Source organism: Kitasatospora terrestris (assembly GCF_039542905.1).
In the GTDB taxonomy this organism is placed as follows: Bacteria; Actinomycetota; Actinomycetes; order Streptomycetales; family Streptomycetaceae; genus Kitasatospora; species Kitasatospora terrestris.
This window is the reverse complement of the sequence record NZ_BAABIS010000001.1, coordinates 4085585-4111881: the sequence shown is the minus strand read 5'-3', so window position 1 is coordinate 4111881 and position 26297 is coordinate 4085585. Positions and strand designations below refer to the sequence as shown.

29 protein-coding genes are annotated in these 26297 nt (G+C 73.5%); 19 read left to right on the top strand and 10 right to left on the bottom strand.

What is annotated here, in order from left to right; genetic code table 11:
• Positions 1–45: 45 nt before the first annotated feature.
• Positions 46–1398: a GH1 family beta-glucosidase gene (locus tag ABEB06_RS18980; protein WP_345698054.1), complete on the bottom strand. Its 1353-nt coding sequence runs from the start codon at positions 1396–1398 to the stop codon at positions 46–48.
• Between the two features lie 136 nt (positions 1399–1534).
• On the opposite strand from ABEB06_RS18980, the gene ABEB06_RS18975 reads away from it, so the two are divergent.
• Entirely contained in the window at positions 1535–2734 is a 1200-nt protein-coding gene (locus tag ABEB06_RS18975; RefSeq protein ID WP_345698053.1) for an ROK family transcriptional regulator, read from the top strand.
• 366 nt (positions 2735–3100) lie between these two features.
• Here ABEB06_RS18975 and ABEB06_RS18970 read toward each other — a convergent pair whose 3' ends face one another.
• A complete protein-coding gene (locus ABEB06_RS18970; protein WP_345698052.1) occupies positions 3101–3850 on the bottom strand; it encodes a GntR family transcriptional regulator in 750 nt (249 codons plus the stop codon).
• A 179-nt stretch (positions 3851–4029) separates the two neighbouring features.
• Here ABEB06_RS18970 and ABEB06_RS18965 point away from each other — a divergent pair, with 179 nt between their 5' ends.
• The 5 genes from ABEB06_RS18965 (at position 4030) to ABEB06_RS18945 (ending at position 10128) form a co-directional block, all read left to right on the top strand.
• Positions 4030–5301, top strand: a complete 1272-nt coding sequence (locus ABEB06_RS18965; RefSeq protein ID WP_345698051.1) for an extracellular solute-binding protein — start codon at positions 4030–4032, stop codon at positions 5299–5301.
• 16 nt (positions 5302–5317) lie between these two features.
• A complete protein-coding gene (locus ABEB06_RS18960; protein ID WP_345698050.1) occupies positions 5318–6244 on the top strand; it encodes a carbohydrate ABC transporter permease in 927 nt (308 codons plus the stop codon).
• A gap of 77 nt (positions 6245–6321) precedes the next feature.
• Positions 6322–7071: a carbohydrate ABC transporter permease gene (locus ABEB06_RS18955; protein ID WP_345701900.1), complete on the top strand. Its 750-nt coding sequence runs from the start codon at positions 6322–6324 to the stop codon at positions 7069–7071.
• 38 nt (positions 7072–7109) lie between these two features.
• Complete coding sequence (locus ABEB06_RS18950) at positions 7110–8618, top strand: beta-N-acetylhexosaminidase (protein WP_345698049.1); 1509 nt, start codon at positions 7110–7112, stop codon at positions 8616–8618.
• A gap of 58 nt (positions 8619–8676) precedes the next feature.
• A complete protein-coding gene (locus tag ABEB06_RS18945; protein ID WP_345698048.1) occupies positions 8677–10128 on the top strand; it encodes a cellulose binding domain-containing protein in 1452 nt (483 codons plus the stop codon).
• On the opposite strand, the gene ABEB06_RS18940 is transcribed toward ABEB06_RS18945, so the two are convergent.
• From ABEB06_RS18940 to ABEB06_RS18925, 4 genes are all read right to left on the bottom strand, one after another.
• Positions 10080–11369 carry an RNA polymerase sigma factor gene (locus ABEB06_RS18940; protein WP_345698047.1) on the bottom strand — a complete coding sequence of 430 codons (1290 nt, stop codon included), beginning with the start codon at positions 11367–11369 and terminating at the stop codon, positions 10080–10082. The genes ABEB06_RS18945 and ABEB06_RS18940 overlap by 49 nt on opposite strands.
• Positions 11366–11728 carry a YciI family protein gene (locus tag ABEB06_RS18935; RefSeq protein WP_345698046.1) on the bottom strand — a complete coding sequence of 121 codons (363 nt, stop codon included), beginning with the start codon at positions 11726–11728 and terminating at the stop codon, positions 11366–11368. Before ABEB06_RS18935 ends, ABEB06_RS18940 begins: the two co-directional genes overlap by 4 nt.
• A 100-nt stretch (positions 11729–11828) precedes the next feature.
• Complete coding sequence (locus ABEB06_RS18930) at positions 11829–12560, bottom strand: TSUP family transporter (protein ID WP_345698045.1); 732 nt, start codon at positions 12558–12560, stop codon at positions 11829–11831.
• A gap of 50 nt (positions 12561–12610) precedes the next feature.
• A complete protein-coding gene (locus tag ABEB06_RS18925; protein WP_345698044.1) occupies positions 12611–13042 on the bottom strand; it encodes a nuclear transport factor 2 family protein in 432 nt (143 codons plus the stop codon).
• A gap of 54 nt (positions 13043–13096) precedes the next feature.
• On the opposite strand from ABEB06_RS18925, the gene ABEB06_RS18920 reads away from it, so the two are divergent.
• Positions 13097–13501 carry a hypothetical protein gene (locus ABEB06_RS18920; protein WP_345698043.1) on the top strand — a complete coding sequence of 135 codons (405 nt, stop codon included), beginning with the start codon at positions 13097–13099 and terminating at the stop codon, positions 13499–13501.
• 3 nt (positions 13502–13504) lie between these two features.
• Here the strand turns inward: ABEB06_RS18920 and ABEB06_RS18915 are convergent, their stop codons facing one another.
• On the bottom strand, positions 13505–14320 hold the full coding sequence (locus tag ABEB06_RS18915; RefSeq protein ID WP_345698042.1) for a GNAT family N-acetyltransferase: 816 nt from the start codon (positions 14318–14320) through the stop codon (positions 13505–13507).
• 56 nt (positions 14321–14376) lie between these two features.
• Here ABEB06_RS18915 and ABEB06_RS18910 point away from each other — a divergent pair, with 56 nt between their 5' ends.
• The 5 genes from ABEB06_RS18910 (at position 14377) to ABEB06_RS18890 (ending at position 16946) form a co-directional block, all read left to right on the top strand.
• Positions 14377–14817: a MerR family transcriptional regulator gene (locus tag ABEB06_RS18910; protein WP_345698041.1), complete on the top strand. Its 441-nt coding sequence runs from the start codon at positions 14377–14379 to the stop codon at positions 14815–14817.
• Positions 14818–14835: 18 nt separating this feature from the next.
• Entirely contained in the window at positions 14836–15165 is a 330-nt protein-coding gene (gene trxA / locus ABEB06_RS18905) for a thioredoxin (RefSeq protein ID WP_345698040.1), read from the top strand.
• A gap of 111 nt (positions 15166–15276) precedes the next feature.
• Positions 15277–15699, top strand: a complete 423-nt coding sequence (locus ABEB06_RS18900) for a MarR family winged helix-turn-helix transcriptional regulator (protein WP_345698039.1) — start codon at positions 15277–15279, stop codon at positions 15697–15699.
• 23 nt (positions 15700–15722) lie between these two features.
• Positions 15723–16274 (top strand): GNAT family N-acetyltransferase, encoded by a 552-nt coding sequence (locus ABEB06_RS18895; protein ID WP_345698038.1) that lies wholly within the window; start codon positions 15723–15725, stop codon positions 16272–16274.
• 75 nt (positions 16275–16349) lie between these two features.
• The gene (locus tag ABEB06_RS18890) at positions 16350–16946 is read left to right on the top strand and encodes a flavodoxin family protein (protein WP_345698037.1); all 597 of its coding nucleotides are present in this window, start codon (positions 16350–16352) and stop codon (positions 16944–16946) included.
• On the opposite strand, the gene ABEB06_RS18885 is transcribed toward ABEB06_RS18890, so the two are convergent.
• Positions 16839–17645 carry an aquaporin gene (locus tag ABEB06_RS18885; protein ID WP_345701899.1) on the bottom strand — a complete coding sequence of 269 codons (807 nt, stop codon included), beginning with the start codon at positions 17643–17645 and terminating at the stop codon, positions 16839–16841. The genes ABEB06_RS18890 and ABEB06_RS18885 overlap by 108 nt on opposite strands.
• A 173-nt stretch (positions 17646–17818) precedes the next feature.
• Between ABEB06_RS18885 and ABEB06_RS18880 the strand changes: the two genes are divergently transcribed.
• Positions 17819–18586 carry a MerR family transcriptional regulator gene (locus tag ABEB06_RS18880; protein ID WP_345698036.1) on the top strand — a complete coding sequence of 256 codons (768 nt, stop codon included), beginning with the start codon at positions 17819–17821 and terminating at the stop codon, positions 18584–18586.
• A 3-nt stretch (positions 18587–18589) separates the two neighbouring features.
• On the opposite strand, the gene ABEB06_RS18875 is transcribed toward ABEB06_RS18880, so the two are convergent.
• Positions 18590–19582, bottom strand: a complete 993-nt coding sequence (locus tag ABEB06_RS18875; RefSeq protein ID WP_345698035.1) for a helix-turn-helix transcriptional regulator — start codon at positions 19580–19582, stop codon at positions 18590–18592.
• 209 nt (positions 19583–19791) lie between these two features.
• Between ABEB06_RS18875 and ABEB06_RS18870 the strand changes: the two genes are divergently transcribed.
• Positions 19792–20148, top strand: coding sequence for a hypothetical protein (locus tag ABEB06_RS18870; protein ID WP_345698034.1), 357 nt, complete (start codon positions 19792–19794; stop codon positions 20146–20148).
• A gap of 253 nt (positions 20149–20401) precedes the next feature.
• Here the strand turns inward: ABEB06_RS18870 and ABEB06_RS18865 are convergent, their stop codons facing one another.
• Positions 20402–21424, bottom strand: a complete 1023-nt coding sequence (locus tag ABEB06_RS18865; RefSeq protein ID WP_345698033.1) for a helix-turn-helix domain-containing protein — start codon at positions 21422–21424, stop codon at positions 20402–20404.
• 137 nt (positions 21425–21561) lie between these two features.
• Between ABEB06_RS18865 and ABEB06_RS18860 the strand changes: the two genes are divergently transcribed.
• The 5 genes from ABEB06_RS18860 (at position 21562) to ABEB06_RS18840 (ending at position 26291) form a co-directional block, all read left to right on the top strand.
• Positions 21562–22014, top strand: a complete 453-nt coding sequence (locus tag ABEB06_RS18860; RefSeq protein WP_345698032.1) for a rhodanese-like domain-containing protein — start codon at positions 21562–21564, stop codon at positions 22012–22014.
• A gap of 148 nt (positions 22015–22162) precedes the next feature.
• Complete coding sequence (locus tag ABEB06_RS18855) at positions 22163–23401, top strand: hypothetical protein (RefSeq protein WP_345698031.1); 1239 nt, start codon at positions 22163–22165, stop codon at positions 23399–23401.
• A gap of 135 nt (positions 23402–23536) precedes the next feature.
• A complete protein-coding gene (locus ABEB06_RS18850; protein ID WP_425559783.1) occupies positions 23537–24181 on the top strand; it encodes an RNA polymerase sigma factor in 645 nt (214 codons plus the stop codon).
• Complete coding sequence (locus ABEB06_RS18845; RefSeq protein ID WP_345698029.1) at positions 24178–25200, top strand: hypothetical protein; 1023 nt, start codon at positions 24178–24180, stop codon at positions 25198–25200. Before ABEB06_RS18850 ends, ABEB06_RS18845 begins: the two co-directional genes overlap by 4 nt.
• Before the next feature lie 278 nt (positions 25201–25478).
• A complete protein-coding gene (locus ABEB06_RS18840) occupies positions 25479–26291 on the top strand; it encodes an LpqB family beta-propeller domain-containing protein (RefSeq protein ID WP_345698028.1) in 813 nt (270 codons plus the stop codon).
• Positions 26292–26297 lie beyond the last annotated feature (6 nt).

Sequence of the window (26297 nt, the reverse complement as noted above, 5' to 3'; positions counted from 1 at the left end):
CTGCTGCCGGCCCCCTCGTCGCCTGCGTCCTCGGCCGGCTGCGGGTCAGCCTCGGACGAGCCCTCGGTGGTGGGCGATCAGGTCGGCGTAGCGCCGGCCGCTGGCCTTCACCGTGCGGACCTGGGTGTCGTAGTCGACGTGCACCAGGCCGAAGCGCTTGTCGTAGCCGTACGCCCACTCGAAGTTGTCCATCAGCGACCAGGCGAAGTAGCCGGCCAGCGGGACGCCCTTGGCGACCGCCCGGGCGGCGGCCGCCAGGTGCTGCTCCAGGAACTCGGTGCGCTCCCGGTCGTCGATGCTGCCGTCGGCCCGGACCAGGTCGGGGAAGGCGGACCCGTTCTCGGCCACGAACACCTTGCGGGCGCCGTACTCGTCGGTGATCCGCAGCAGCACGTCCTCCAGGCCGGCCGGGTGGATCTCCCAGTCCATGCCGGTGACCGGCCACGACGGGTCGGTGACCATCCGGCCGCGCGGTGCCGGGCCCTGCGGGTCGTCCTCGATGATCTGGCGGAAGTAGTAGTTGATGCCGATGTGGTCGGCGGGGGCGCCGATCAGCTCCAGGTCGCCCTCCTGGACCGGCGGCTCGACGCCGTACGCCTCGACCATGTCGGCCGGGTAGCCGCGGCCGAACAGCGGGTCCATCCACCACCGGTTGACGTGGCCGTCGACCCGGCGGGCGGCGGCGACGTCCTCCGGGCGGTCGGAGGCGGCCTCCACCGGGCTGGGGTTGAGCACCGCGCCGACCCGGACCGGGCCGGGCGAGGCGGCGCGCAGCGCCTCCATGCTCAGGCCGTGGCCGAGCAGCAGGTGGTGCGAGGCGCGGACGGCCCGCTCCAGGTCGCGCTCGCCCGGGGCCATCCGGCCCTCCAGGTGGCCGATCCACGCCGAGCACAGCGGCTCGTTGATGGTGAACCAGTCGGCGACCCGGTCGCCCAGGCGCTCGCCGAGCACCCCGGCGAACTCGGCGAGGCGGTGGGCGGTGTCGCGCTCCGGCCAGCCGCCGCGGTCCTGCAGGGCCTGCGGCAGGTCCCAGTGGTAGACGGTGGCGTACGGGGTGATCCCGCCTGCGAGCAGTTCGTCGACCAGGCGGTCGTAGAAGCCGAGGCCCGCCTCGTTGATCCGGCCGGTGCCCTCCGGCAGCACCCGGCTCCAGGACACCGAGAAGCGGTACGCGTCCAGGCCGAGCTCGCGCATCAGGGCGACGTCCCCGGGCATCCGGTGGTAGTGGTCGCAGGCCACGTCGCCGTGGTCGGCGTTGTCGATCGCGCCGGGCACCCGGCTGAACGTGTCCCAGATGGACGGGGTACGGCCGTCCTCGGCGGCGGCACCCTCGATCTGGTACGCGGAGGTGGCCGCACCCCAGACGAACTCCGGCCCAAGGTCCCGCAGCTGGCTCATGTTGCTCCCCAAGAAGCCCTCGCGGGCTTAACTCAAGCATTGAATTATCGTCTGGATTAAATCTTGAGGCGGTCGAAGCGTCAAGATGGTGAGCGACAACAGGACCCACCGAAGCCCGCGAGTCGAGGACAGCCCCATGGACGACAGGTCCCGCACCAGCGCGCGCGACATCCGCCGCCGCAACCGCTCGATACTGCTCTCCAAGCTGTTCTTCGACGCCCCGCTCAGCCGGCTGGAACTCGCCCAGCTCACCGGGCTCAGCGGCGCCACCGTCTCCAACCTCACCGGCGAACTCGTCGACGAGCGGCTGATCGTGCCCGTCGGCCAGGTCGAATCCGACGGCGGGCGGCCGCGCGTGATGCTCCGGGTCGACCCCCGCTACGGGTACCTCGTCGGCGCCGACGTCGGCGAGACCGGGGTCAAGGTCGAGCTCTTCGACCTCGCGATGGAACGGCGCGGCGAGGCCGACCTGCCGCTGGCCGGCGAGCGGCCGACACCCGCCGAGGTCGCCGACCACGTGGTGGCCGGGCTCGCCCGGGTGCTCGGCGCGGCCGGCGTCCAGGCCGACCAGGTGATCGGCATCGGGGTGGCCGTCCCCGGCATGGTCGAGCGCGGCGAGAGCATCGCCGTGCACGCCCCGACCATCGGCTGGCAGGCGGTGCCGCTGGAGCGGCTGCTGCGCGAACGCGGCGTCACCGCACCCGTGTTCGTCGACAACGGGGCGAAGGCGCAGGGGCGCGCCGAGATGTGGTTCGGCGCCGGGCGCGGGGCCCGGCACGCGGTGGTGGCCCTGGTCGGGTCCGGCGTCGGCGCCGCGGTGATCAACGACGGCGCGGCCTACCGGGGCGCCGGCTCCACCGCCGGCGAGTGGGGGCACACCACGCTCGTGTACGGCGGGCGGGAGTGCCGCTGCGGGGCCCGGGGCTGCCTGGAGGCGTACGTCGGCGCCGGGGCGGTCGTGGAACGGCACCGGGAGGTCGGCGGCGGACTCGCCGGGGACGACCAGGAGGCGGCGATCGCGGCGCTGCTCGCCGACCCGTCCGCCGAGGCGGAGCGGGTCCTGGCGGAGACGGCGGACTACCTGGGCGCGGGGATCGCCAACCTGATCAACCTGTTCAACCCGGAGCGGGTGGTGCTCGGCGGGTGGGCCGGGCTGCTGCTCGGGCCCCGGCTGCTGCCGCGGATCCGGGAGGCGGCGGAGCGGCAGGCGCTGGCGTTCCCGTTCGGGCAGGTGACGGTCGAGATGGGGTCGCTGGGGTCGGACGCGGTGGCGTTCGGGGCGGCGATGCTGCCGCTGGAGGCGCTGCTGGGGGCAGGCGCGGACCCCCGGCGGTGAAGTGGCCGGGGCTCGGGGCTCCGCCGATGTGCGGCTTTGCCGCGTGGGCGACGCCGGCTCCGTGACCGGCCGACAGCGCGGATCCGGCCAGCCGCGTGGCCGGCCTCGCAGTTCTCCCCCGGTCTCCGGCCGGGCCGGCGGTGCGGGTGGTCCGGGCGAGCCGGGTCTCCTGCAGGACGCCCTCGGTGTCGGCGACGCTGCCGAGCACGGAGTGGACGGTGGAGAAGAGCACTTCCCGGTGGTCGAGGTAGGTCTCGGTCGCCGGTTCGGGATCGGTCGTCGTGCGCCCTCCTGTCGCGGTTGTGGACCGGGAGCAGCACGGCGGGGCCGGGTGTGGCCCGGGTGCGCGCCGGTGTGGCGCGGGGCTCACCCGGCGGGGGCGTCCGGGTCGCCGAGCGAGAGGTGGGAGACGATCCGGTAGCGGTCGCCGCGGTAGAGCGAGTGGACGTACTCGACGGGGCGGCCGGTGCGGTCGGTGGTGAGGCGTTCGACGTGCAGGGCGGGGGAGAGCACCGGGACGTCGAGCAGCCGGGCCTCCTTCTCGCTGACCACGGTGGGCTCCATCCACTGGGTGGCCTCGTGCACCCGGACGCCGTGGGCGTCGCGCAGCAATTCGTAGAAGTCGCCGCTCTCCATCTCCTCGGCCCGCAGTCCGCCGACCAGGGAGGCCGGGACGTGCAGGTACTCGATGGCCATCGGCTCGCCGTCGACCAGCCGCAGCCGGGCGATGTAGACGATCTCGACCGCGGGGGAGAGGTTGAGCTTGCGGCCGACGCGGGCGCCGGCCCGGACGGTGGAGAACTCCAGCACCCGGCTGGTCCAGGTGCCGGCGGCGCGCGGCAGGACGAAGGCGTGGTCCTCGGTGGCGGCGGCCAGCTCCTGGGTGATCTTCGCGGGGGCGACGAACATGCCGCGGCCGTGCTCGCGGACGATCAGCCCGGTGGAGACCAGTTCGTCGACGGCGGAGCGCAGGGTCGGCCGGGAGACGGCGAGCTGTTCGCACAGGGTCCGTTCGGAGGGGATCGGGTCGCCGGGGGAGCGCGACTCGACGTAGTCCCGCAGGTAGTCGCGGACCCGGGTGCGCTTGTACGCGGGACCGGAGGCCTCGCCGCCCATGCCGTTCCGCCCTTCCTGTCGTGGTCGAACCAGCGGCCGAGCGTAGTCGGGCCTTGACCAGTGTGCACCATCCACCCCCGCCGCAGGCCTTGACGGCCCAACTGGTCTATGCCACATTCCTTTACCAGTCAGAGCCACTGGTAAGTTTTCGGCCCCTTCCCCCATGAGGTGACGTCTCCGTGAGACCCTCCGCACCACCGCTGCGCCTGCTCCTCGCCGCCGCTGTCCTGGCCGGTACGGCGGCCTGCTCCTCCACCGGACAGTCGAGTGAAAGCTCCTCCAGCAGCCAGGAGTTGACCGTCTGGATCATGCGTGACAGCGTCACCGACGGCTACCTCCAGCGGTTCCGCGCCGACTTCGAGGCGACCCACCCGAACCTGAAGCTGAACGTCCAGATCCAGGAATGGGACGGCATCGGCCAGAAGGTGACCAGTGCCTTGGCCAGTAAGGACGCGCCGGACGTCATCGAGGTCGGCAACACCCAGGTCGCCCAGTACGCGGCCAGCGGCGGCGTGCACGACTTCAGCGACAAGGTCGCCGAGCTGGAGGGCCTGGACTGGATCCCGGGCCTGGCCGAGCCCGGACGGATCGACGGCAAGCAGTACGGCATCCCCTGGTACGCCGCCAACCGCGTGGTGATCTACCGCAAGGACCTCTTCGAGCAGGCCGGCGTCACCGCCCTGCCGAAGACCCGCGAGGAGTGGCTGGCCGCCACCGAGAAGCTCAACTCCGGCGGCAACGAGGGCATCTACCTGACCGGGCAGACCTGGTACGCGCTGGCCGGCTTCGTCTGGGACGAGGGCGGCGACCTGGCGGTCAAGGGCTCGGACGGCAAGTGGAAGGGCGCCCTGGACACCCCGCAGGCCCGCGCCGCGATCGACTTCTACCGCCGGCTCCAGGCGCTCGGGAAGGGCCCCAAGGACGCCGACGAGGGCAAGCCGCTGCAGGCCGAGGTGTTCGCCAAGGGCCACATCGCCCAGGTGATCTCCACCCCCGGCGGCGCCAACGCCATCGTCAAGGCCAACCCGGAGCTCAAGGACAAGCTGGGCTTCTTCCCGATCCCCGGCAAGAGCGCGGCCAAGCCCGGCGCGGTCTTCACCGGCGGCTCCGACCTGGTCGTCCCCGAGTCCTCCAAGCACCAGGACGCCGCCTACCAGGTGGTCAAGGCGCTGGCCGGGGCGAAGTGGCAGACCGAGATGGCCAAGGAGATGAGCTACGTCCCCAACCGCACCTCGCTGGCCGGCGCACTGGCCGGCAACGAGGGCGCGGTGGCGATGGCGGCCGGCGCGGTCAACGGCCACGCCACCCCCAACTCGCCGAACTGGGCGGCCGTCGAGGCCAACAACCCGATCAAGCAGTACATGACCCAGGTGCTCACCGGCGCCGACCCGGACGCGGCCGGCAAGGCAGCCTCCGACGCCATCACCAAGGCCCTCAACAGCTCGTCCTGACCGGGAGTCCACCGCCGTGCCCACCGCCGCGCCCACCGCCCGACCGCCGATCCGCAGCCGGGTCGGGCCCTACCTGCTGGTCGCCCCCACCGTGGTGGGCGCGGCGTTCCTCCTGCTCTACCCGCTCGCCCGGAACCTGCTGATCTCCTTCCAGCACTTCCGGATGGCCGAGCTGATCCGCGGCGGTGCGCCCTGGGTCGGCATCGCCAACTACACCGAGGTGCTGGACGACCCGGAGTTCTGGCGGGTGGTCCGCCGCACGCTCGCCTGGACCGCGCTCAACACCGTCCTGATCACCGTGCTCGGCACCCTCACCGCGCTGCTGCTGATCCGGCTCGGCCGGCGGATGCGGCTCGCGGTGATGAGCGCCCTGGTCCTCACCTGGGCCACCCCGGTGATCGCCGCGACCACCGTCTTCCAGTGGCTCTTCCAGTCCCGGTTCGGAGTGGTCAACTGGGTACTTGACCAGTTGGGGCTGCACGGCTTCCGCGACTACGCCTGGTTCGCCCACGAGGACGCCACCTTCGCCGTGCTGGTCGCGCTGATCGTCTGGCAGTCGGTGCCGTTCGCCGCACTCACCCTGTACGGCGGGCTGACCACCATCCCGAACGAGCTGTACGAGTCAGCCCGCCTGGACGGCGCCGGACCCTGGCAGACCTTCCGGCTGGTCACCTTCCCCGTCCTGCGCCCGCTGTTCGCCCTGGTCACCTCGCTGGAGGTGATCTGGACCTTCAAGTGCTTCGCCCAGATCTGGGTGGTCAGCCAGGGCGGTCCGAACAGCGCCACCACCACCCTGCCCGTCTACGCCTTCCAGATCGCCCAGTCCCTGCACAAGTACGACCTCGGCTCGGCGGTCTCCACCCTGACCGTGCTGATCCTGCTCACCGCCCTGGTCGCCACCCTGCGCCGGATGCACCGCCAGGAAGCCGAGGAGAACCCGTGATCCCCGCCCTGCGGCGCCTGCCGCTCAACCTCGCCGGCCTCGCCGTCCTCGCGGTCTGCGCCTTCCCGGTGTACTGGATGGCGATCACCGCGCTGAAGCCCACCGCCGAGATCCAGGCCGACACCCCGACCTTCCTGCCGCTCCACCCCACCCTGGAGCACTACCGCACCGCCGTCTCCGCCCCCGGCTTCGGCACCTTCTGGCGCAACAGCCTGCTGGTCACCGGTGCTTCGGTGCTGCTCGCCCTGCTGGTCGCGCTGCTCGCCGCGTTCGCCGTCGCCCGGCTGCGCTGGCACGGCCGGCGCGCCTTCCTGCTGCTGGTGTTCACCGCGCAGATGGCGCCCTGGGAGGCGCTGCTGATCCCGATGTACGTGATCGCCCGGGACACCGACCTGCTGGACAGCCTGACCATGCTCACCCTGGTCTACTTCATGACCACCCTGCCGTTCACCATCGTCACCCTGCGCGGCTTCCTCGCCGCCGTCCCGGTCGAACTGGAGGAGGCCGCCCGGGTCGACGGCTGCACCCGGCCCGAGGCCTTCCGCCGGATCACCCTGCCGCTGCTCGCCCCCGGCCTGCTCGCCACCTCGCTGTTCGGCTTCATCACCGCCTGGAACGAGTTCGCCTTCGCCAACACCCTGATCATCAAGAACCAGGACGCCCGCACCCTGCCGGTCTGGCTGTCCTCCTTCGCCAACGTCTTCGGCACCGACTGGGGCGCCACCATGGCCGCCGCCGGGCTGTTCATGCTGCCCGTGCTGCTGATCTTCCTGGTCCTCCAGAACAAGGTCACCGCCGGTCTGACCGCCGGCGCCGTCAAGGGCTGACCGTCCACCAGGAACCCCCGACCCCAGGAGAACCCCCCGTGATCCTCCCGACCCCCGTGCGGGCCCACCGCACCGCCGGCCGGTTCACCCTCGACGCCGCCACCGCCGTCCGCGCCGAAGCCGCCGCCGAGCCGGCCGCCCGGCTGCTGCGCACCCTGCTCGCCCCCGCCACCGGGCTGCCGCTGCCCGTCTCCCCGGACGGCGCCGTGGTCCTCGCCCTCGACCCGGCCGTGCTCGGCGCCGAGGGGTACCGGCTCAGCATCACCCCCGACGGCGTCCGGCTGGTCGCCGCCCGCCCCGCCGGACTGCTGCACGGCATCCAGACCCTGCGCCAGCTCCTCCCACCGGAGGCCCTGCGGGACCGCCCGGCCCCCGGCACCGCCTGGACCCTGCCCTGTGTGGAGATCGCCGACCGGCCCCGGCACCCCTGGCGCGGCCTGATGGTCGACACCGCCCGGCACTTCCAGCCGATGGACCGCCTGCTGCGCACCGTCGACCGGATCGCCCTGCACAAGCTCAACGTGCTGCACCTGCACCTCACCGACGACCAGGGCTGGCGGCTGCCCGTCGACGCCTACCCCCGGCTCACCGAGATCGGCTCGGTCCGCGCCCGCTCCATGCTCGGCCAGGCCGGCTCCGACCGCTGGGACGACGTCCCGCACGGCGGCGCCTACACCAAGGCGGAACTGCGCCACCTGGTCGCGTACGCCGCCGAGCGCGGGGTGCGGGTGGTGCCGGAGATCGAGATGCCCGGACACGTCCGCGCCGCGCTGGCCGCCTACCCGGAGCTCGGCAACCGGCCCGGGCGGCAGCTGGACGTGTGGACCGAGTGGGGCGTGTGCGACACCATCCTCGGCGTCCACGACGGGGTGCTGGACTTCTGCCGCACCGTCCTCGACGAGACCATGGACCTCTTCCCGTCCCGGTACATCCACCTCGGCGGCGACGAGTGCCCCACCACCGAGTGGGAGACCGCCCCCGGCGCGCTCGCCCGCACCGCCGAACTGGGCCTCGCCGCACCGAAGGAGCTGCACGGCTGGTTCCTCGCCCAGGTCGGCGCCCACCTGATGGCCAACGGCCGCCGCCCGGTCTGCTGGGCCGAGGACAGCTCCTCCTCGCTGCCGCCCGAGTTCACCGTGATGCCCTGGCGCGACGCCGACCACGGCCTGGCCGCCGCCCGCCGCGGCCACGACGTGGTGATGGCCCCGCACCTGTCCACCTACCTGGACTACCCGCAGAGCGACTCCCCCGACGAGCCGCTCGGCCAGGCCGGCGCCGTCGTCGACCTGCACGCCGTCCACGCCGGCGACCCGGCCCCCGCGCACTGGGCGCCCGCCGACACCGCCCGGGTGCTCGGCACCCAGGCCCAGCTGTGGACCGAGTTCGTCACCACCGAGGAGCAGTACGACCACCTGCTCTACCCCCGCCTGCTCGCCCTCGCCGACCGCGCCTGGAACCCGGCGGGCGACTGGGCCACCGACTTCCTGCCCGCCCTGCGCGACCACGCCCCCCGGCTGGCCGCGCTGGGCATCACCACCCGCAGGTAGCACCGCACACCAGCACCGCAGCACGTCCCGTACCACCACCCCCACGGAAAGGGATCTCGTGTCCGCACGACTGCGCATACCCGCCAGTGCCCGCGCCGCGCTGGCCGCCGCCACCGCCGCCGGACTGATCGGCACCGGCCTCGTCCTCGCCGAACCCGCGGCCGCGGCCGGTGACGCGCTCACCGCCCAGTACCGCACCAGCGCGAGCGGAGCCACCGCCGACCAGTCCGAGCCCTGGCTGCAGCTCACCAACACCGGCACCACCACCGTCGCGCTCAGCGGCACCACGCTGCGCTACTACTTCAAGTCCGACGGCCCGTCGGTGAGCTACCGCTTCGCCTGCTCCTGGGCGGTCAAGGGCTGCGGCAACATCACCGGCACCTTCGGCACCCTGGCCAACCCCACCGCCACCGCCGACCGCTACCTGGAGATCGGCTTCACCGCCGGCGCCGGCTCGCTCGCCCCGGGCCAGTCCACCGGCGACATGCAACTGCGCTTCTACCGCTCCGACTGGCAGACCCTGACCCAGTCGGACGACTACTCCTTCAGCGGCAGCCAGACCTCCTACGCCAACTGGACCAAGGTCACCGTCCAGAAGAACGGCGCGCTGATCTGGGGCACCGCCCCGGCCGGCAACAACCCGACCTCCTCGCCGTCGCCCTCGCCGTCCGGCTCCACCTCCACCCCGCCGGTCGACCCCAACGCCCCCGCGCTGTTCGACGACTTCGCGTACGGCAGCAGCTCCGACGCCGCGATCCAGCAGCACGGCTGGACCGTCAAGTCCGGCCAGGGCGGCCCCGGCGTCCCCGGCGCCACCTGGTCCCCGCAGGACATCACCTTCGTCGGCACCGGCAGCGCCACCGTGATGAACATGCGGCTGACCACCGACGGCACCGCCGCCGGCACCCGCGAGACCGAGATCCAGACCACCGCGCGGAAGTTCAAGAACGGCACCTACGCGGCCCGGGTCAAGTTCAACGACACCCCGACCGGCGGCCCCGACGGCGACCACGTCAACCAGACCTTCTTCACCTTCACCCCGCTCAACGCCCCGATGGACCCGAACTACAGCGAGCAGGACTTCGAGTACCTGCCCAACGGCGGCTGGGGCGAGCAGGGCAACATCATGTACGAGACCTCCTGGGAGACCTACAACCCGGACCCGTGGAACGCCGTCAACGCCCACGGCGAGCAGCGGCAGTCCTACGACGGGTGGCACGACCTGCTGCTGACCGTCGACAACTCCGCCATCACCTACTGGATCGACGGCCAGGTCGTCGCCACCCACGGCGAGCCCTACCTGCCCGAGACCCCGCAGTGGATCGACTTCAACCACTGGCTGATCGACCTCAACGGGCAGACCTCGTCCACCCCGCGCTCGTACAACGAGCAGGTCGACTGGGTGTACTTCGTCAAGGACCAGGTGCTGACCCCGGCCCAGGTCTCCTCGAAGGTCGCCGGCTACCGCTCCGCCGGCACCACCTTCACCGACACCGTCCCCGGCAGCTGATCGCCCAGCTCCACAGCCCTGCCCGCCAGGTGGCGGCGCTCGGCCACGCTCGTGGCCAGCGCCGCCGCCTGCCGGTACGCGGCGGCCGCGGCCGCGCGCTCACCGCTCAGCTCCAGCAGGTGGGCGCGGGTCGCGACCAGCCGGTGGTGCCGGGCCGTCCGCCGGTCCTGCGCCAGCACCTCCAGCAACTCCAGCCCCGCCGAAGGCCCGTGGACCATCGCCACCGCCACCGCCCGGTTCAGCGTCACCATCGGACCGGGCGACACCCGCTCCAACAGCTCGTACAGGCCCAGGATCTGCGGCCAGTCGGTCTCCGCCACCGACGGCGCCTCGTCGTGCACCGCCGCGATCGCCGCCTGCAGCTGGTACGGGCCGACCTCGCCGCGCGGCAGCGCCCAGGACACCAGCGTCACCCCCTCGGCGATCGCCCCGGCGTCCCAGCGGGCACGGTCCTGCTCCGCCAGCGGCACCAGCGCACCGTCCGCGGCCGTCCGGGCCTCCCGCCGGGCCTCGGTCAGCAGCATCAGCGCCAGCAGACCCGCCACCTCGGCGTCCTCGGGCAGCAGCGCCCGCAGCAGCCGGGCCAGCCGGACCGCCTCCGCGGAGAGCGCCGGAGCGGTCAACTCCGGCCCCGAGCTGGCCGTGTAGCCCTCGTTGAAGACCAGGTACAGCACCTGCAGCACCTCGCGCAGCCGCTGCGCCCGCTCGGCGGGCTCCGGCAGCGCGAACGGCAGGCCGGAGCTGCGGACGGTCTGCTTCGCCCGGCTGATCCTCTGCGCCATGGTCGCCTCCGGCACCAGCAGCGCCGCCGAGATCTGCGCGGTGGACAGGCCGCCCACCGCGCGCAGGGTCAGCGCGATCCGGCTCGGCGCGGACAGCGCCGGGTGGCAGCACAGGAACAGCAGGGCCAGCGAGTCGTCCCGGTCCTGGCCGGCGTCCGCGTCGGCGGGCCGGGCCAGCAGCTCCGACTGCGGGGTGGCGAAGACGATCCGGTCCTCCCGCTCGCGGCGGGCGCGGTCGCTGCGCACCTGGTCCACCAGCCGGCGGGAGGCGACCGTCACCAGCCAGCCGCGCGGGTTGGCCGGCACGCCCTCGGCCGGCCACTGCACGGCCGCGGCCAGCAGCGCCTCCTGCACCGCGTCCTCGCAGCTGTCGAACTGCCCGTGGCGGCGCACCAGCGCGCCGAGGACCTGCGGCGCCAGCTCGCGCAGCAGGTCCTCGGGCAGGGGTCCGGTGCTCATCCGGCCATCGGGGACTCGTGCAGGATCGGCCACAGCTCGACCGGCTCGCGGTCCGCCCACGGCATGTCCGCCGCGATCCGCAGCGCGCGCTCCTCGCTCTCGCAGTCCAGCAGGTAGAAGCTGGCCATGTACTCCTTGGTCTCCAGGTACGGGCCGTCGCTGACCGCCGGCAGGCCCTCCTGGCGGCGCACCAGCCGCGAGACGGCCGCGTCGCCGAGCCCGTACGCGCCGAGCAGTTCGCCGCTCTCCCGGTACCGGGTGTTGAACGCCTCCTGCGCGGCGATCGCGGCCGGCCACTCCTCGGCCGACAGGGCGGCCCACTTCTCCTGGTTGCCGTAGGTCATCAGCAGGTACTTCATCCCGGGTGTCCCCTCTCGCGCTGTGCTGTCGTCCCTCAGTCGGAGCCCGGACGGGCTTCTCGACATCCGCCCCGGAAACTTTTCGAAGATCTTTCCCGGCTCACAGTCCCGACATGCCCTTGACGGCGGTGGTGACCCCGCCGGCCAGCGCCAGCAGCAGCACGAAGCGCCGGGCGGGGCCCTCCGGCGTCCGGGCGGCCAGCACCGTCCCGATCGCGCTGCCGGCCAGCACGGCGGCGCCGCACAGGGCCCAGGACGGCGCCGCCAGGTGCGGCAGGCCCTTGGCGGTGACCGAGAAGACGTTCACCAGCAGTCCGTAGAACTGGGCGTTCGGCACGAACTCGCGGACGGTCCAACCCGCGTTCACCGCGTACAGCGAGATCGCCGGGCCGCCCACGCCCGCGGAGGCGTTCATGAACCCGCTCGCCGCGCCCGCCGTGAACGCCCCGCCCGTCCCGCGCAGCGCCGGCACCCGGGCCCCGCGCAGCACCAGCAGCACCGCCGCGGTCACCAGCACGCCCATCGACACCAGCAGGGCAGGCTCCGGCAGCCGGGCCGCCACCCACGCGCCGACCGGCACGGTCACCGCGGCCGCCGCGACCAGCGGCAGCATCGCCCGCAGCCGTACCTGCCGCCACGCGCCCGCCAGGCCGATCGCGCTGATCACGCCCGCCGCGCAGTTGGACAGCGCCACGCCCTCGGTCGCCGGCAGCACCATCACCAGTGCGGGCGCCGAGACCAGGGCGAAGCCGATCCCCGCCATCCGCTGCACCGAGGAGCCGACCAGCACGATCGCGCCGAGCGCGAGCGCGGTGGTCCAGGTGTCGGGCATGGCGGCGCTCCTCCGGTCGGTCAGGTCCAGCTTGCCGGGCCCGCGGGTGGTCAGCGGACGCGGGGTCCGAAGATCGTGCGCTCCGCCTCGGAGATCTCCACGTCGTTGATCGACGCCTCGCGGCGGCGCATCAGGCCGGCCTCGTCGAACTCCCACAGCTCGTTGCCGTACGAGCGCCACCAGCGGCCGTCGGTGTCGTGCCACTCGTACTGGAAGCGCACCGCGATCCGGTCCTCGGTGTGCGCCCAGAGCTCCTTGCGCAGGGCGTACTCCTTTTCCTTCTCCCACTTCCGGGTGAGGAACGCTTCGATCTCGGCGCGGCCGGTGATGAACTGCTCGCGGTTGCGCCAGACCGAGTCCGGTGTGTACGCGAGCGCGACCCGCTGCGGGTCGCGGGAGTTCCAGGCGTCCTCGGCGGCCTGCACCTTGGCGCGGGCGCTCTCGGCGGTGAACGGGGGCAGCGGTGGGCGCGGCACGGTCACGGGGGCTCCTCGGCAGGTCCGATCCTAACCCTTCAATCTTGGAGTAGTGGTTATATGTTCCGCAAGGTGGTCCTGGTGGCGGCGCTGACCCTCGCGGCGCAGGGCCCGGCGGCCGCCGAGGCGGCCGGGTGCGGGCAGGACGCCGCCCTGGTGGGGGAGTTCGTGGCCGCGTACCGGGACGCGGTGCTCGGTCTCGGCGGCACCGGGCGGACGCCGTCCGAGGTGCGGGCGCTCTACCTGACGCCGGAGCTGAACGCGCGGCTCGACGCGTGGGCCGCCGCGCACCGGCTGGACCCGGTGTTCCGGGCCGCGGACCCGCCGGACGCGTGGCGGACGGGGTGCGCGGGCGGGGCGGTGCTGGTCGTGGAGGAGTGGCGGCGGGGCGGCACGCTGCCGGTGCGGTACACGGTGCGGGCCGCCGACCGGTCGATCACCGGGATCGGCGGCCCGCAGGGGTGAGCGTCAGGCGGCCGGCGGCGTCCACACGTACGGGGTGGTGCTGGTGACCGGGACCATGCCGAGCCGGCGCAGGATCGGCAGGCTGTCGTCGGAGGCGTCGACCTGGAGGTAGCGGTAGCCGAGCGACCGCGCGCGGGTGGCCCGGGCGGCAACCAGGGCGCGGTAGATGCCGCGGCCCCGCCAGGCCTCCAGCGTGGAGCCGCCCCACAGCCCGCCGAACTCGCTGCCCGGCCGCAGGGCCAGCCAGGCGGCGGACACCGGCCGCCCGTCCGCCTCGGCGACCAGGACCTGGAAGGCGGCGGACGAGGCGGCGGTGCGGGCGATCAGCTCCTCGCCGAGCCAGCTCATGTCGAAGCCCCAGATCTCCGACTCGAGCGCGGCGATCCGGCGCAGGTCCTCGGGGTCGGAGGTCTCGCGCAGGACGACGCCCTCGGGCAGCACCGGCTCGCCGGCCAGCTCCTCCACCCGGCCGATCAGCACGGTCTCCGGGTCCTCCGGGACGAACCCGGCCGCCGCCAGCCGGCCGGGCAGCCCGGCGGGCCGGTCGTGGCCGCGGGTCTTCCACTCCACGGCCTCGCCGCGGGCCGCGAAGAAGTCCCGCTGCCGGGCGATCAGCGCGTCCAGGTCGGCGCCGTCCACCCCGAGGTCGGCCGGCGCGGCGACGAAGCCGCGGAACTGCCCGACCACCCGGGTGACCGGGCCGTCCTGCTGGTGCTCGATCCCGGCCGGCGGGTCGGGGTCGACACCCCGCAGCTGGGCGTCGTAGGCCGCGAGCAGCTCCGCGGCGCCGTCCTGGTGCTCGTTTCGATGATCGTTCACAGCCGGACTGTAATCGCCTGGCGTTGACGTCGAGGTCAAGGTCTACCGTCGGAGGCATGCGGATCGGTGAGTTGGCGGCGCGCGCGGGCACGACCACGCGCACCCTGCGGTACTACGAGTCGCGCGGGCTGCTGCCCGCGCGGCGCGGCGGCAACGGCTACCGCGCGTACGACGAGGAGGACCTGCGGCTGCTGCAGCAGATCCGGACCCTGCAGGAGTTCGGCTTCGACCTGGAGCAGACCCGGCCGTTCGTCGAGTGCCTGCAGGCGGGCCACCCGGCGGGCGACTCCTGCCCGGCCTCGCTGGACGTGTACCGCGCCAAGCTGGCCGAGCTGGACGCGTGCATCGACCGGCTGCTGGAGGTCCGCGAGCGGGTGGCCGGGCAGCTGACCCGGGCCGAGGAGGACCGCGACCGGCTGGCCCGCGCGGCGGACGCCCCGGACGGCCCGGTGCCGCGCTGCGAACTCACCCGCGCCGCGGAAGCCGAACAGGACTGAACCGAGGGGAGCAGGGCAATGGCTGGACTGACGACGGTCACCGACGAGACCTTCCGGCGGGAGGTGCTGGCCGCCGAGCGGCCGGTGCTGGTGAAGTTCACGGCGGACTGGTGCCCGCCCTGCCGGCAGATCGCGCCGGTGCTGGCGGAGGTCGCCGCCGAGCACGCCGAGCGGCTGAAGGTGGTCTCGCTGGACGTGGACACCAACCCGGAGACCCAGGCGGCGTACGGCGTGCTGTCGATGCCGACGCTGATGGTGTTCCGCGGCGGCGAGCCGGTGCGCGTGCTGGTCGGGGCGCGGGCGAAGGCCCGGCTGCTGCGCGAGCTGGACGACGTCCTGCAGCCGTAGCCGCCCCCGGCGGCCGGCGTCCGGGCAACGCCGCAGGCCACCGCGGTGGCCGCCCCCGAACCGGGGGCGCCTACCGTGGTCCGCAGCAAACGGACCGAAGGAGCCACCGCCATGCCCGACCGCGACGCCGCGCTGGAGACCATCCAGCGGGAACTCACCGCGTTCGCCCGTCGGGCCCGGCAGAAGGCCTCCCAGCTCCACCCCGACCTGTCGCTGGTCACCTACAGCATGCTCGACCTGGTCAAGGAGCGCGGCGCCTGCCGGGCCGCCGACCTCGCCGCGCACTTCATGCTCGACAAGTCCACCGTCAGCCGCCAGGTCGGCGGCCTGGAGAAGCTCGGCCTGCTCGGGCGCCGGGCCGACCCCGAGGACCAGCGCGGCCAGCTGCTCCGGCTCACCGCCGCGGGCGAGCAGCTGCTCGCCGACGCCAACGAGCAGCGCCGCCGCTCCTTCACCGAGCGCTTCGAGGGCTGGGCCGACCCGGACGTCGCCGCCTTCGCCGCCTACCTGGTCCGCTACGGCTCCGCCGACTGACCCGGGGTCAGTACGATCACCGGATGAGCGACTTCAGCGAGCTCCACCGCATGCTGACCGACCGCCTCGACCTCCGCGCCGTCGGCCAGCACGACCTGGACGCCCTGCACCGGATCAACGCCGACCCCCGCACCTGGACCCACCTGCCCGAAGGCCGGCACGCCTCCCTCGCCACCACCCGCGACTGGATCGACCGCGCCGCCGCCCGCTGGCACACCGACGGCCTCAGCTACTGGACCGCCCGGCTGCGCGGCACCGGCGAGGTGATCGGCATCGGCGGCGCCCAGCGCCACGAGCCCGGCTTCTGGAACCTGTACTACCGCTTCGACCCCGCCCACTGGGGCCGCGGCTACGCCACCGAACTCGCCAGGGCCGCCCACGACGCCGCCTACCGGCACGACCCCGACCTGCCGTTCATCGCCTGGGTGCACGCCCACAACGCGGCCTCCCGCGCGGTCGCCGACCGGCTCGGCCTCACCGACCTCGGCCTGCGCCCCGACCCCGCCTTCGGCGAGCCGATGCACTGCTACGCCGACCGCGAGGTCGGCGTCCTCTCCCGCCGCGCGGGCGTCTGACCGGCCGCCGGGAATGCGGCGGGCCGCGGCGGACTTGCTCCCGGTAGCCCGTCCCGCCACATCCCGGAGGACCCGATGGACCAGCCCGCCGCGGCCGACCCCGCCGAGCGCCGATTCCTCTTCCTGCTCGGCTCGACCCGCCACCAGGGCAACTCCGAGCTGCTCGCCCGCCACGCCGCCGCGCAGCTCCCGGCCGGCACCGCCCAGCGCTGGCTGCACCTCGGCGACCTGCCGCTGCCCCCCTTCAGCGACGAACGGCACGGCGACACCGGCTACCCCGAGCCCACCGGCCACCTGCGCACCCTGCTGGACGCCACCCTGGACGCCACCGACCTGGTGATCGTCTCCCCGCTCTACTGGTACAGCGTCACCACCAGCGTCAAGCACTACCTCGACCACTGGTCCGGCTGGCTGCGGGTGCCCGGCGTGGACTTCCGCGCCCGGATGAACGGCCGCACCCTGTGGGCGATCACCGCCATGGCCGACGAGGACCCGGCACTCGCCGACCCGCTGGCCGGCACCCTGCGCACCTCCGGCAGCTACCTCGGCATGCGCTGGGGCGGGCTACTGCTGGGCAACGGCAGCAAGCCCGGGCAGGTCCTCGACGACACCGCCGCGCTGCGCCGCGCCGAGACCTTCTTCGCCACCGCCCCCGCGCCCGTCCCCGCCTGATCCCGGGCGGGCGCCCGGGCCCGGACGGGGGCCGAACACCACCGCCACCAGGGCCAACCCGACCACCGCGCCCGCCACCTGCGCCAGCACGAAGCCCGCCACCGAACCCGGCGCGATCCCCGTGTACCCGTCGCTCAGCGCCCGGCCCACGGTCAGCGCCGGATTGGCGAAGCTGCCCGAGGAGGTGCCCCAGCACGCGGCGCCGATCCACGCCGCCACCGCCACCGGCGCCAGCCGGCCCCGGCCGGTCCGCAGCAGGCCGAAGACCAGCAGCACCAGCCCGCCGGTCGCCACCGCCTCGGCCAGCCACAGCTGCCCCGAGGCGCGCACCTGGGTGGCCGGCGCCAGCAGCGGCCGGCCGAACATGGCGTCCGCCAGCGCCACCCCCGCCACCGCGCCGCCCAGCTGCGCCAGCAGGTACCCGCCCAGCTCGCCCGCGCCCGGACCGGTGCCGTCGCGCCGCCCGGTCCACCAGGCGGCCGCGGTCAGCACCGGGTTCAGGTGCGCGCCGGAGACCGGGGAGAGCAGCGCGACCAGCACGCCGAGCGCCAGCACCGAGGCGAGCACGTTGGCGAGCAGCTGCACCCCGCCGTCCGCGCTCAGCCCGCTCGCCCGGACGCCGGAGCCGACCAGCACCGCGGCCAGCAGCGCCGTGCCGACCGCCTCGGCGGCCAGCCGCCTGGGCAGGGGAGTCGTCATCATGCCCGTCATGCTGCTGGCACCGCCGCGACCCGGACAATTGGCAGGTGTGCCGAAGCGGCGCCGCCCCGGCGGGGCCGCCGCTCGGAGACTCGTACGGCAGGTGCGCACCGACTTGACCCTCACGCGACGTGAGAGCGCAGGCTGGTGCCACACGAGGAAGGGAGCCCCCGGTGGACGGGTACTCCGTGGGACAGCTGGCCGCGCTCGCCAAGGTGACCGTGCGCACGCTGCACCACTACGACGGGATCGGCCTGCTGTCGCCCGGTGCGCGCACCGCGTCCGGCTACCGCCGGTACACCGACGCGGACCTGGACCGGCTCCAGCAGATCCTGTTCTACCGGGAGCTCGGCTTCCCCCTCGAAGAGATCGCGGCCATCCTGGACGACCCCTCGGTCACCCCGACCGAGCACCTGCGCCGGCAGCACGAGCTGATCGGCGACCGGATCCGGCACCTCCAGGAGCTGGCCGCGGCCGTCGAACGAGCCATGGAAGCGAGGAGGACGGGCATGCAGCTGACGCCCGAGGAGAAGTTCGAGGTCTTCGGCCCCGACTACCAGGAGGGCTGGGAGGACGAGGCCGAGCAGCGCTGGGGCGACACCGACGCCTGGAAGCAGTCCCGGCGGCGCACCGGCGGCTACGGCAAGGCCGACTGGCAGCGCATCAAGGACGAGATGGACGAGCTCAACGCCCGCCTCGTCGAGGCGCTCACCGCGGGCGTCGCCCCCGACAGCGAGCAGGCGACGGCCCTCGCCGAGGAGCACCGCCTGCACATCACCGGGCACTTCTACGACTGCCCGCCCGGCATGCACCGCTGCCTCGGCGAGATGTACGTCGCCGACCCGCGGTTCACCGCCACCTACGAGAAGCTCGCCCCCGGCCTCGCCCGGTGGCTGCGCGACGCGATCGTCGCCAACGCCGACCGCGCCGAACGGGCCTGACGGCTAACGCTCGGACGGCAGCCACCCCTGCTGGACGGCCCGCACGCCGAACTCGAAGCGGCTGCGGGCCTCCAGGCGTTCCATCAGCTCGGTGGCCATCCGACGGGCGGTGCGCGGGGAGACCGCGAGCCGCTTGGAGATGGCGTCGTCGGTGAGACCCTGCGCGAGCAGCCGGACCACCGCCGACTCCTGCGGGCTGAGCCCGCTCCGGTCGCGGACCGTGCCGCCGAGCGGCTGCGCGCCGGCCCAGACGTTCTCGAACAGGGCGCACAGCGCGGTCAGCGTCCCGTTCCCGGTCAGCACCACCGCGCCGGCCGCGGTGTCCTCGCTGCTGACCGGGATCAGCGCGGTGGTCCGGTCGAAGATGATCATCCGGGTGGGCAGCTCCGGCGCGGTCCGCACCTCGCCGCCGAGCTCCGCCAGCCAGGTCACGTACTCCAGCGTCGGCTGGCTGTTGCGGACGCTGTCCAGGTAGACGGTGCGCATCCGGACGCCCCGCTCCAGCACCGCCCGGTCGTGCGGCTTGGCCGCCGCGATGGTCTCCGGCCGGTGGCCGCCGCCCGGGGCGAAGGTCATCACCTCGGTCCGCAGCTCGCGGGCCAGCCCGCCCATCCGGTCGCGGATCTCGTCCAGGCCGATCAGCTGCTCCACGCCCGGGCTGCGGTCGGCCGGACGCAGATCGGAGTACTCGGCGATGAGCTGCGCGGCCGCCGCCCGGGAGGCCTCGATCCGCAGCTGCTGGGCGGCGAGGTCGGCCTGCTGGCGGGCCATCAGCAGCTCCATGCCGACGTCCGGCGAGACCGCCCGCAGCTCGCCCCGGTGCTGGTGCGAGGGCCGGATCAGGGCCAGTTCGCTGAGCTGCTCCAGGCTGCGGCGGGTCTCCTCCTCGCTGAGGCCCAGCCGGGCGGCGAGGGCGGCGACGCCGTCGCGCGGACGGGCGAGCATCGCGCGGTAGACCCGCTCCGACGCGGAATCGAGGCCGAGCACGGCAAGCACAGTGGTCCCCCCGGGGATGAAGACTGTGTGGTTGGTCGGATCCCCACGATGATCGCACGGGTGTTTATCGGCCGATCGGGTTGTGTGACGGTGTGTCGCCAAGGTGTTACCAGGCGGGCCGCCGGACCGTGGACGGAACCGGTCAGGGCCCAAAGGGTCCAGCCGACAGGCCTGTTGTGGGCACCGCCGACCTTGGGACAGTCGGAGCCATGTACCTCGTGCACGCGACCCTGAACGCTCCGCCCGCCGGTGGCGGCCCGCTGGCGCCCGGCCTCGCCGCGTCGATCCGCGCGCTGGCCGGCCCCGACCAGGTCGAGCACGTCGTGGTCCACCCGGACGCCGAACCCGCTCCGGTGGTCGGCGTGTTCCTGGTCGCGGACCGGCTGGCGGACGCCGAGCGGCGCACCGCCGCGCTGGTCCGGCGCGCCGTGGACGAGCTGCCCGAGCTGCGCGGCTGGGACTTCGGCCCGGCCGAGGTGCCGCTGATCGCGCCCTTCCACGAGCGGACGCTCGCACCGGCCTGCCCGGCTGGACGGAACTGTCCAGGGCCGGTTCCGTCCAGCTGAATGTCCTTCCCGCAGGTCAGCGGCTGGGTGAGAGTGGTGATCGCCGGACGGCGCGTCACCGCGGGACGCAGGATCCGGCCCCTCCAGCCGACCTCCCGAAGGAATCCCGCCATGCTTCGCTCCCGCCTCGCCAAGGCCGCCGCGGTCGCCGCCCTCGCCCTCGCCTCCGTGCCGGTCCTGGCCGCCACGGCCAACGCCGCCAACATCATCTGGGAGTAGCGGCCCCCGGCGCCGGGGGGCGCCGGGGGCCCGGTCAGGCCGCGGTGCGGCCGAAGGTGCGGCGGTACGCGGTGGGCGAGGTGCGCATGGTCCGCCCGAAGTGGTGCCGGAAGGTCGCCGCGCTCTCGAAGCCGACGGCCGCCGCGATCTCCTCCACCGTCCCCTCGGGGGCTTCGAGCAGGGGCAGGCTGGCCGCGATGCGCTGGGTGATCACCCAGCGCATCGGGCTGGTGCCGTTGCGGGCGGTGAAGTGCCGCAGGTACGAGCGGTCCGACATCCGGGCGACCCGGGCGAGGGCCGGCACGGTGAGCGGCTCGGCGAGGTGGTCGAGCGCCCACCGCATCGAGCGCCCGACACCGTCGTCCGTCTCGTCGACCGGACGCACCGCCGCCTCGATGAACTGGGCCTGCCCGCCGTCCCGGTGCGGCGGCACGACGAAGCGCCGGGCGACCGTGTTGGCGACCTTGGCGCCGTGGTCCTGCCGGACCAGGTGGAGGCACAGGTCGATGCCGGCCGCGCTGCCGGCACTGGTCAGCACCGAGCCGTTGTCCACGTACAGCACGTCCGGATTGACCCTCACCAGCGGATGCCGCTGCTGGAGCAGCGCGGCGTAGCGCCAGTGGGTGGTGGCCTCCAGCCCGTCCAGCAGGCCGGCGGCGGCCAGGGCGAAGGCACCCGAGCAGATCGAGACGATCCGGGCGCCCCGCTGGTGGGCGGTGCGCAGTGCCTCCACCAGGCCGGGGGAGACTTCGCCGCTGAACGCGTTGGGCACGCCGACCACCATCACCGTGTCGGCTGCGGCGAGTTCGTCCAGGCCGTGCCGGGGCGTGACGGCGAAGCCGCCGACGGCCTCCAGCGGCTCGCCCGGCCGGTCGGCGCAGACCCTGACGTCGTACCAGGGCGCCGCCAGCAGCCCGCTGAGCTCCGGCCTGGCCAGTCCGAACACCTCGACCACGACGCCGAGTTCGAACGGTGCCATGCCGGCGAAGGCGTACACGGCGATGGTGTGCACCGGCTCCGGGCGCGGGCCGATGGTGACGGCCACGGGTGCGGACATGGGCTCTCCCCGGGTTGCTCCTGGCTGGCGGAATCTTGGCGAGTGTAGTCGTAGCCGCCACTGTCGGCGCCCGGTGTCCGGATCGGAAGATCGAGACGTCGGAAAGCGCAGCACAACGGACCGCCAGGAGACCGCAGATGACCACCACCGCTTCGCCCGTGACCGAGATCCCCGCCCTCGCCCCCGAGAAGGCCTTCGCCTTCTTCGCCGAGCGCCTCGGCTGCCAGGCCGACCCGGCGGACGTCTGGTACGCGATGCGGGACGGGAAGCAGGACTTCACCGTGCTGGACGTCCGCGCCGAGGGCGCCCACCGCAAGGCGCACCTGCCGGGCGCGATCAGCCTGCCGATCTCCGCGATCACCGCCGAGCGGGTCGCCGAACTGCCCGCGGGCCTGCTGGTCGTCTACTGCTGGGGCCCGGCCTGCAACGGTTCCACCAAGGGTGCGATGAAGCTGGCCGCGCTCGGCCGGGAGGTCAAGGAGATGATCGGCGGCCTGGAGTACTGGGTCCGCGAGGGCTGGCCGACCGAGGGCCGGCGGCCGATCGACCCCGAGACCGCCACCCCCGCCGACCTCGGCCTGGTCTGCTGACCGGAGGTCGAAAAAAACTTCTGGAACCACCTGCAACCCCCCGGGGGGATGGACGTCTATCAGGACGAGGGCAAGGGAAGCGGCGCGAGGAGCGCCACCGGCTCCCGCTCCGAATCCGAAGCACGTCCGTTCCCTGGGGGGTTGCGCCATGAGCACGTCCGTTATCAACCGTTTCGCGAAGAACGTCGCACTGGCCCGCAGCGGCTGGTCCCGCCGCGGCCGCCGTCTCGCGGCGACCGTCCCGCTGGCCGCAGTGCTGGCGGTCGGCGCCGTCGCCTGCGACAACCCGGGCGCCCGCAAGGCCGCCGCCGCGACCTCCACCGCCGCCACGGCCGTGCCGACCACCTCGGCCCCGTCCTCCGCGCCGTCCGTCCCGGCGTCCGCCCTGCCGTCCACCCCGGCCCAGGCCCCGTCCACCCCGGCCGCTACCGGCACCACCGCGCCGACCGGTGCCGCGACCACGCCCGCCCCCGTCAAGGCCGCCGCCCGCACGGGCTTCTCGGTCCGCATCAACGGCCTGGCCGGTGCCAGGGCCGAGGCCGGCGGCAGGACCGTCGCGTTCTCGGTGACCTGGACCAACGACACCGACCGCAGCTACCGGGGCATCCGCCCGGTGGTCGCCTCCCGCGACTTCGCGGGCGCCCGCTGCGGCGACCCGATGCCGATGGCGGCCGGGACGCTGGAGCGCAAGGACACCGGCGGTTGGACCAAGCTGCCCTCGCTCTCCCAGGGCACCGGCATGGACTACGCGACCACCGGCAACAACGCCCGCTTCGACCTCGCCCCCGGCGCCGCCCGCACCATCGAGTACCGGATGGCGCTCGCCGCCGACAACGGCCCCGGCACCCTGCCGGTCGAGGCCACCGCCTACATCGGCGACGACTTCCAGCGGCTCGGCAAGGCCACCGTGACGGACGTCCAGGTGGTCGACCCGCACCGCCCGACGGCCGCCCTCACCCAGAAGCTGCCCGGCTCCGTGACGGCCGGCGGCGACGCGGTCGTGGTCGAGACCCAGGTGGTCAACTTCACCGGCGGGCCGTTCAAGGCCGCCGCGCCCGAGGTCAGCCTGCTCGACGTGCAGACCAGCCCGTTCCGTACCCGGCAGGTGCTGCGCAAGGAGGACGTCAGGGCCGAGGTGTTCTGGAAGGGCGCCTGGCAGTCCGTTCCCACCGTCGAGACCTGCAGCGGCGCGACCGGCGGCCTCAAGGTCGACACCGCCGCCTTCGACCAGGCGCTCGCGGCCGGCCGCGGCGAGCGGATGATGTTCCGCTTCTCGCTGGCGAGGACCGCCCCCGCCGACCTGACGGCGCTGACCGTCGCCGTCGGTGCCCACGCGGACGGCCACTACGCGGCCCTGACCACCCGGCAGCTCACGGTCGGTCACTGAAACACCGCCTGCCTGCTCCGTGTGCGACGCGGTGGTGCAGGATACGTCCGATCATCCTTCTTGATCATTGGTCCAGACGGCGGTGGCCGGTAGGCCACCGGACGTCCCGGGGGAAAGCGGAACACACAGATGTCCATGGCGATCGCGCCGGTGGCCGCAGCGACGGCACACGGCGGCGTTCGGGGCTTCGTCCGGCTGCTGTTCGGGGCGCTCGGCGCCCCCGCGGGCGAGGCGCGGCCGGAACCGCGACGGGGCTTGCGCCTGCTGCGCGGCGGCAGGCCGGCCGACGAGCAGCGGCCCACCCTCACCGAGCTCTACCACGCGCACCGGCTCGGCCTGGTCCGGATGGCCGTCCTGCTGGTCGACCACCAGGACATCGCCGAGGACGTCGTCCAGGAGGCCTTCACCGCCCTCTACTCCAAGCACGGCGAACACCTCGACGACCTCGACAACACCCTCGGCTACCTGCGCACCTCCGTCGTCAACGGCGCCCGCTCGGTGCTGCGCCGCCGCAAGACCGCCCGCGAGTACGTGCCGCCGCACGAGGCCGACGCGCCCTCCGCCGAGGACCACGCCGTCCTCAACGACGAGCACCGCCGGGTGCTGCTCGCCCTGAACGAACTGACGCAGCGCCAGCGCGAGGTGCTCGTGCTGCGGTACTGGTCGGACATGACCGAGGCGCAGATCGCCGACACCCTGGGCCTGTCCCGGGGCGCTGTGAAGTCCACCGCCAGCCGGGCCCTGGACGCCCTGGAGAAGCACCTGGAGAAGGTCCGATGAGCAGCGACAAGCATCCCGCCGAGGAGACCCCCACCGAACGGCTGCTGCGCGAGGCGCTCACCGCCCGCGCCAACCAGGTCACCGTCCACAGCCTCCGCCAGGCCGCCCCGCCGAAGAGGAGGCTCCGCAAGCTCAAGCCCGTCTACGCGGTGACCGTCCCGCTCTTCGCCCTGGCCGCCGCCTCGGCCGGCTTCTACACCATCCACGGCACCCCCACCGCCGCCAAGCGCGACAACGGCCCCGCGGCCTCCGTCTCCGCGACCGCCCCGCCCACCGGCGACATCCAGATCCCGGTCGAACCGAGCCCGTCACCCTCACCGTCGATGACCATCACCCCGGGCGGTGTTCCGGCCATTCCTCAGGACTACCAGTCGGCCGCGTTCACCGTCACGGTCGACGGCCTGGCCAAGGGCACGACCCTGACGGCCGGTGCGGACCCGTTGGTGTTCAAGGTGACCTTCACCAACACCACCGAGGTGTCCTTCCCCAAGGTGGTGCCCGCCCTCCGCTGGCTGGGTACGGTGCCGGTGTGCGCCGCGGCCGGCCCTGACCAGCTGCAGTTCGACTCGGGCTCGGGCTGGAAGGACTCGGCCGCCGGAGACGAGACCAAGGTGTACGACCAGGTCCAGCGTGGCGACGGCGGGTTCTCCCTCGGCCCGGGTGAGAGCCGCACCATCAAATACCGGATCAGGCTGGACTCCCACCGCCAGCCTGCGGACTCGCTCCTGCTCACTGCGGCGGCGTACGGCATCTCCAACGCGTATGCCGGTCCCAGCCCGGATCCCTCGCTCCGCCACGCCGACACGCTCGGCTCCGCCAACATCGACGTGAAGGTGCTACCCGCCACGACCGGTCCCGGATCGGGCTGCGACGGCGGCGCAGCGGTTGCCTCACCGAGCGCCACCCCCACCCCCCGGCCCAGCCAGTCTGTTCCCGCAGCGTCCACGAGCGCTGACCCGAGCACCGGAGCCTCGGTGCCTGCCGCTGCGACCACCGCTGCGGCCAGAACCGGACGCTGATCCGTTTTTCATGGAAGGAAGGTTGCGTGATGCGCGCGTCTGTTCTCCGTGGTTCGGTCCGGCGTGGCCGTCGGGCGGTGCTGGCTGTCCCGTTGGCGGCGGCACTCGCGACCGGCCTGAGCGGGTGTGCCGATCCGTCGCACCGTTCGGCTGATTCCGCTGTGTCGACCGCCGCGGCGTCTGCTGCGGCGTCTGCTGCGGTGTCGAGCGGGCCGCCGCAGGCTGTTCCGCCGGTCGCGTCGTCGCCCTCGGCGTCGCCGTCCCCTTCGCGTTCGAAGTTGAACGGGACGGAGAAGGGCGGGCTGACCGTCAGTGACGGTACGAAGTTCGTGGTGATGGACGGCAAGCTGGTCGACTTCGGGACCGAGGTGCACGATCTGGCGTGGTCGCCGGACGGCAAGCACGCGGCGTTCATCGACGGCTCCGGGAGCCTGGTGGTCTCCGCGCCGGACGGGACCGCCCGCACCACGGTTGCCAAGAACCCGGGTGGCCAGGTCTGGACCCACCCCACCTGGCAGGTCAACCCGGTCCAGGGGCAGGGGATGGTGCCGGCGCGGAGCAACCTCCTGTTCGCGGCCGAGACCAACGGTGTGCTGCGGCTGATGCGAGTGAAGTCCTCGGCCGTCGAGGGCGCCCCGCAGCCGATCAGCCTCGGCAACGAGAGCGGCCCGGACAGCAAGCCGCTGCCGCAGACCGGTAACCTCTGGCCGGACGGCGGGGGAGACCAGGGCGTCGCGGTCTACGCCAACCGGAACACGGGCGAGGTCTTCGTGCGCGACGACTTCATCCGCCAGACCGGCTACGCCCTCGGCAAGGGCTCCGAGCCGGCCCTGTCGTCCGACGGGGACGACATCGTCTTCGTCCGCTCGGTCGACGGCCACGCCCACCTCTTCGCGACCAAGCGGATGGACGGGGGCGCCCACGACCTGACGCCGAAGGCGACCACCGACTACGCGGCGCCCGTCTTCTCCCGGGACGAGAAGACGGTCGCGGCCCGCACCGCGCAGGGGATCGTCACCCTGCCCGCCGACGGCTCGGCCGCGCCGACGCTGGTCTCCGAGTACACCGGCACGCCCGCCTACCGGGGCTGACGTGCC

Coding starts and splice junctions, on each gene's coding strand:
- ABEB06_RS18910 (WP_345698041.1), top strand. CDS start 14,377: ATGCGGATCGGTGAGTTGGCGGCGCGCGCGGGCACGACCACGCGCACC.
- ABEB06_RS18900 (WP_345698039.1), top strand. CDS start 15,277: ATGCCCGACCGCGACGCCGCGCTGGAGACCATCCAGCGGGAACTCACC.
- ABEB06_RS18890 (WP_345698037.1), top strand. CDS start 16,350: ATGGACCAGCCCGCCGCGGCCGACCCCGCCGAGCGCCGATTCCTCTTC.
- ABEB06_RS18940 (WP_345698047.1), bottom strand. CDS start 11,369: ATGAGCACCGGACCCCTGCCCGAGGACCTGCTGCGCGAGCTGGCGCCG.
- ABEB06_RS18930 (WP_345698045.1), bottom strand. CDS start 12,560: ATGCCCGACACCTGGACCACCGCGCTCGCGCTCGGCGCGATCGTGCTG.
- ABEB06_RS18920 (WP_345698043.1), top strand. CDS start 13,097: ATGTTCCGCAAGGTGGTCCTGGTGGCGGCGCTGACCCTCGCGGCGCAG.
- ABEB06_RS18970 (WP_345698052.1), bottom strand. CDS start 3,850: ATGGGCGGCGAGGCCTCCGGTCCCGCGTACAAGCGCACCCGGGTCCGC.
- ABEB06_RS18845 (WP_345698029.1), top strand. CDS start 24,178: ATGAGCAGCGACAAGCATCCCGCCGAGGAGACCCCCACCGAACGGCTG.
- ABEB06_RS18885 (WP_345701899.1), bottom strand. CDS start 17,645: ATGACGACTCCCCTGCCCAGGCGGCTGGCCGCCGAGGCGGTCGGCACG.
- ABEB06_RS18865 (WP_345698033.1), bottom strand. CDS start 21,424: ATGTCCGCACCCGTGGCCGTCACCATCGGCCCGCGCCCGGAGCCGGTG.
- ABEB06_RS18975 (WP_345698053.1), top strand. CDS start 1,535: ATGGACGACAGGTCCCGCACCAGCGCGCGCGACATCCGCCGCCGCAAC.
- ABEB06_RS18895 (WP_345698038.1), top strand. CDS start 15,723: ATGAGCGACTTCAGCGAGCTCCACCGCATGCTGACCGACCGCCTCGAC.
- ABEB06_RS18870 (WP_345698034.1), top strand. CDS start 19,792: ATGTACCTCGTGCACGCGACCCTGAACGCTCCGCCCGCCGGTGGCGGC.
- ABEB06_RS18980 (WP_345698054.1), bottom strand. CDS start 1,398: ATGAGCCAGCTGCGGGACCTTGGGCCGGAGTTCGTCTGGGGTGCGGCC.
- ABEB06_RS18850 (WP_425559783.1), top strand. CDS start 23,537: ATGGCGATCGCGCCGGTGGCCGCAGCGACGGCACACGGCGGCGTTCGG.
- ABEB06_RS18860 (WP_345698032.1), top strand. CDS start 21,562: ATGACCACCACCGCTTCGCCCGTGACCGAGATCCCCGCCCTCGCCCCC.
- ABEB06_RS18935 (WP_345698046.1), bottom strand. CDS start 11,728: ATGAAGTACCTGCTGATGACCTACGGCAACCAGGAGAAGTGGGCCGCC.
- ABEB06_RS18955 (WP_345701900.1), top strand. CDS start 6,322: ATGGCGATCACCGCGCTGAAGCCCACCGCCGAGATCCAGGCCGACACC.
- ABEB06_RS18855 (WP_345698031.1), top strand. CDS start 22,163: ATGAGCACGTCCGTTATCAACCGTTTCGCGAAGAACGTCGCACTGGCC.
- trxA (WP_345698040.1), top strand. CDS start 14,836: ATGGCTGGACTGACGACGGTCACCGACGAGACCTTCCGGCGGGAGGTG.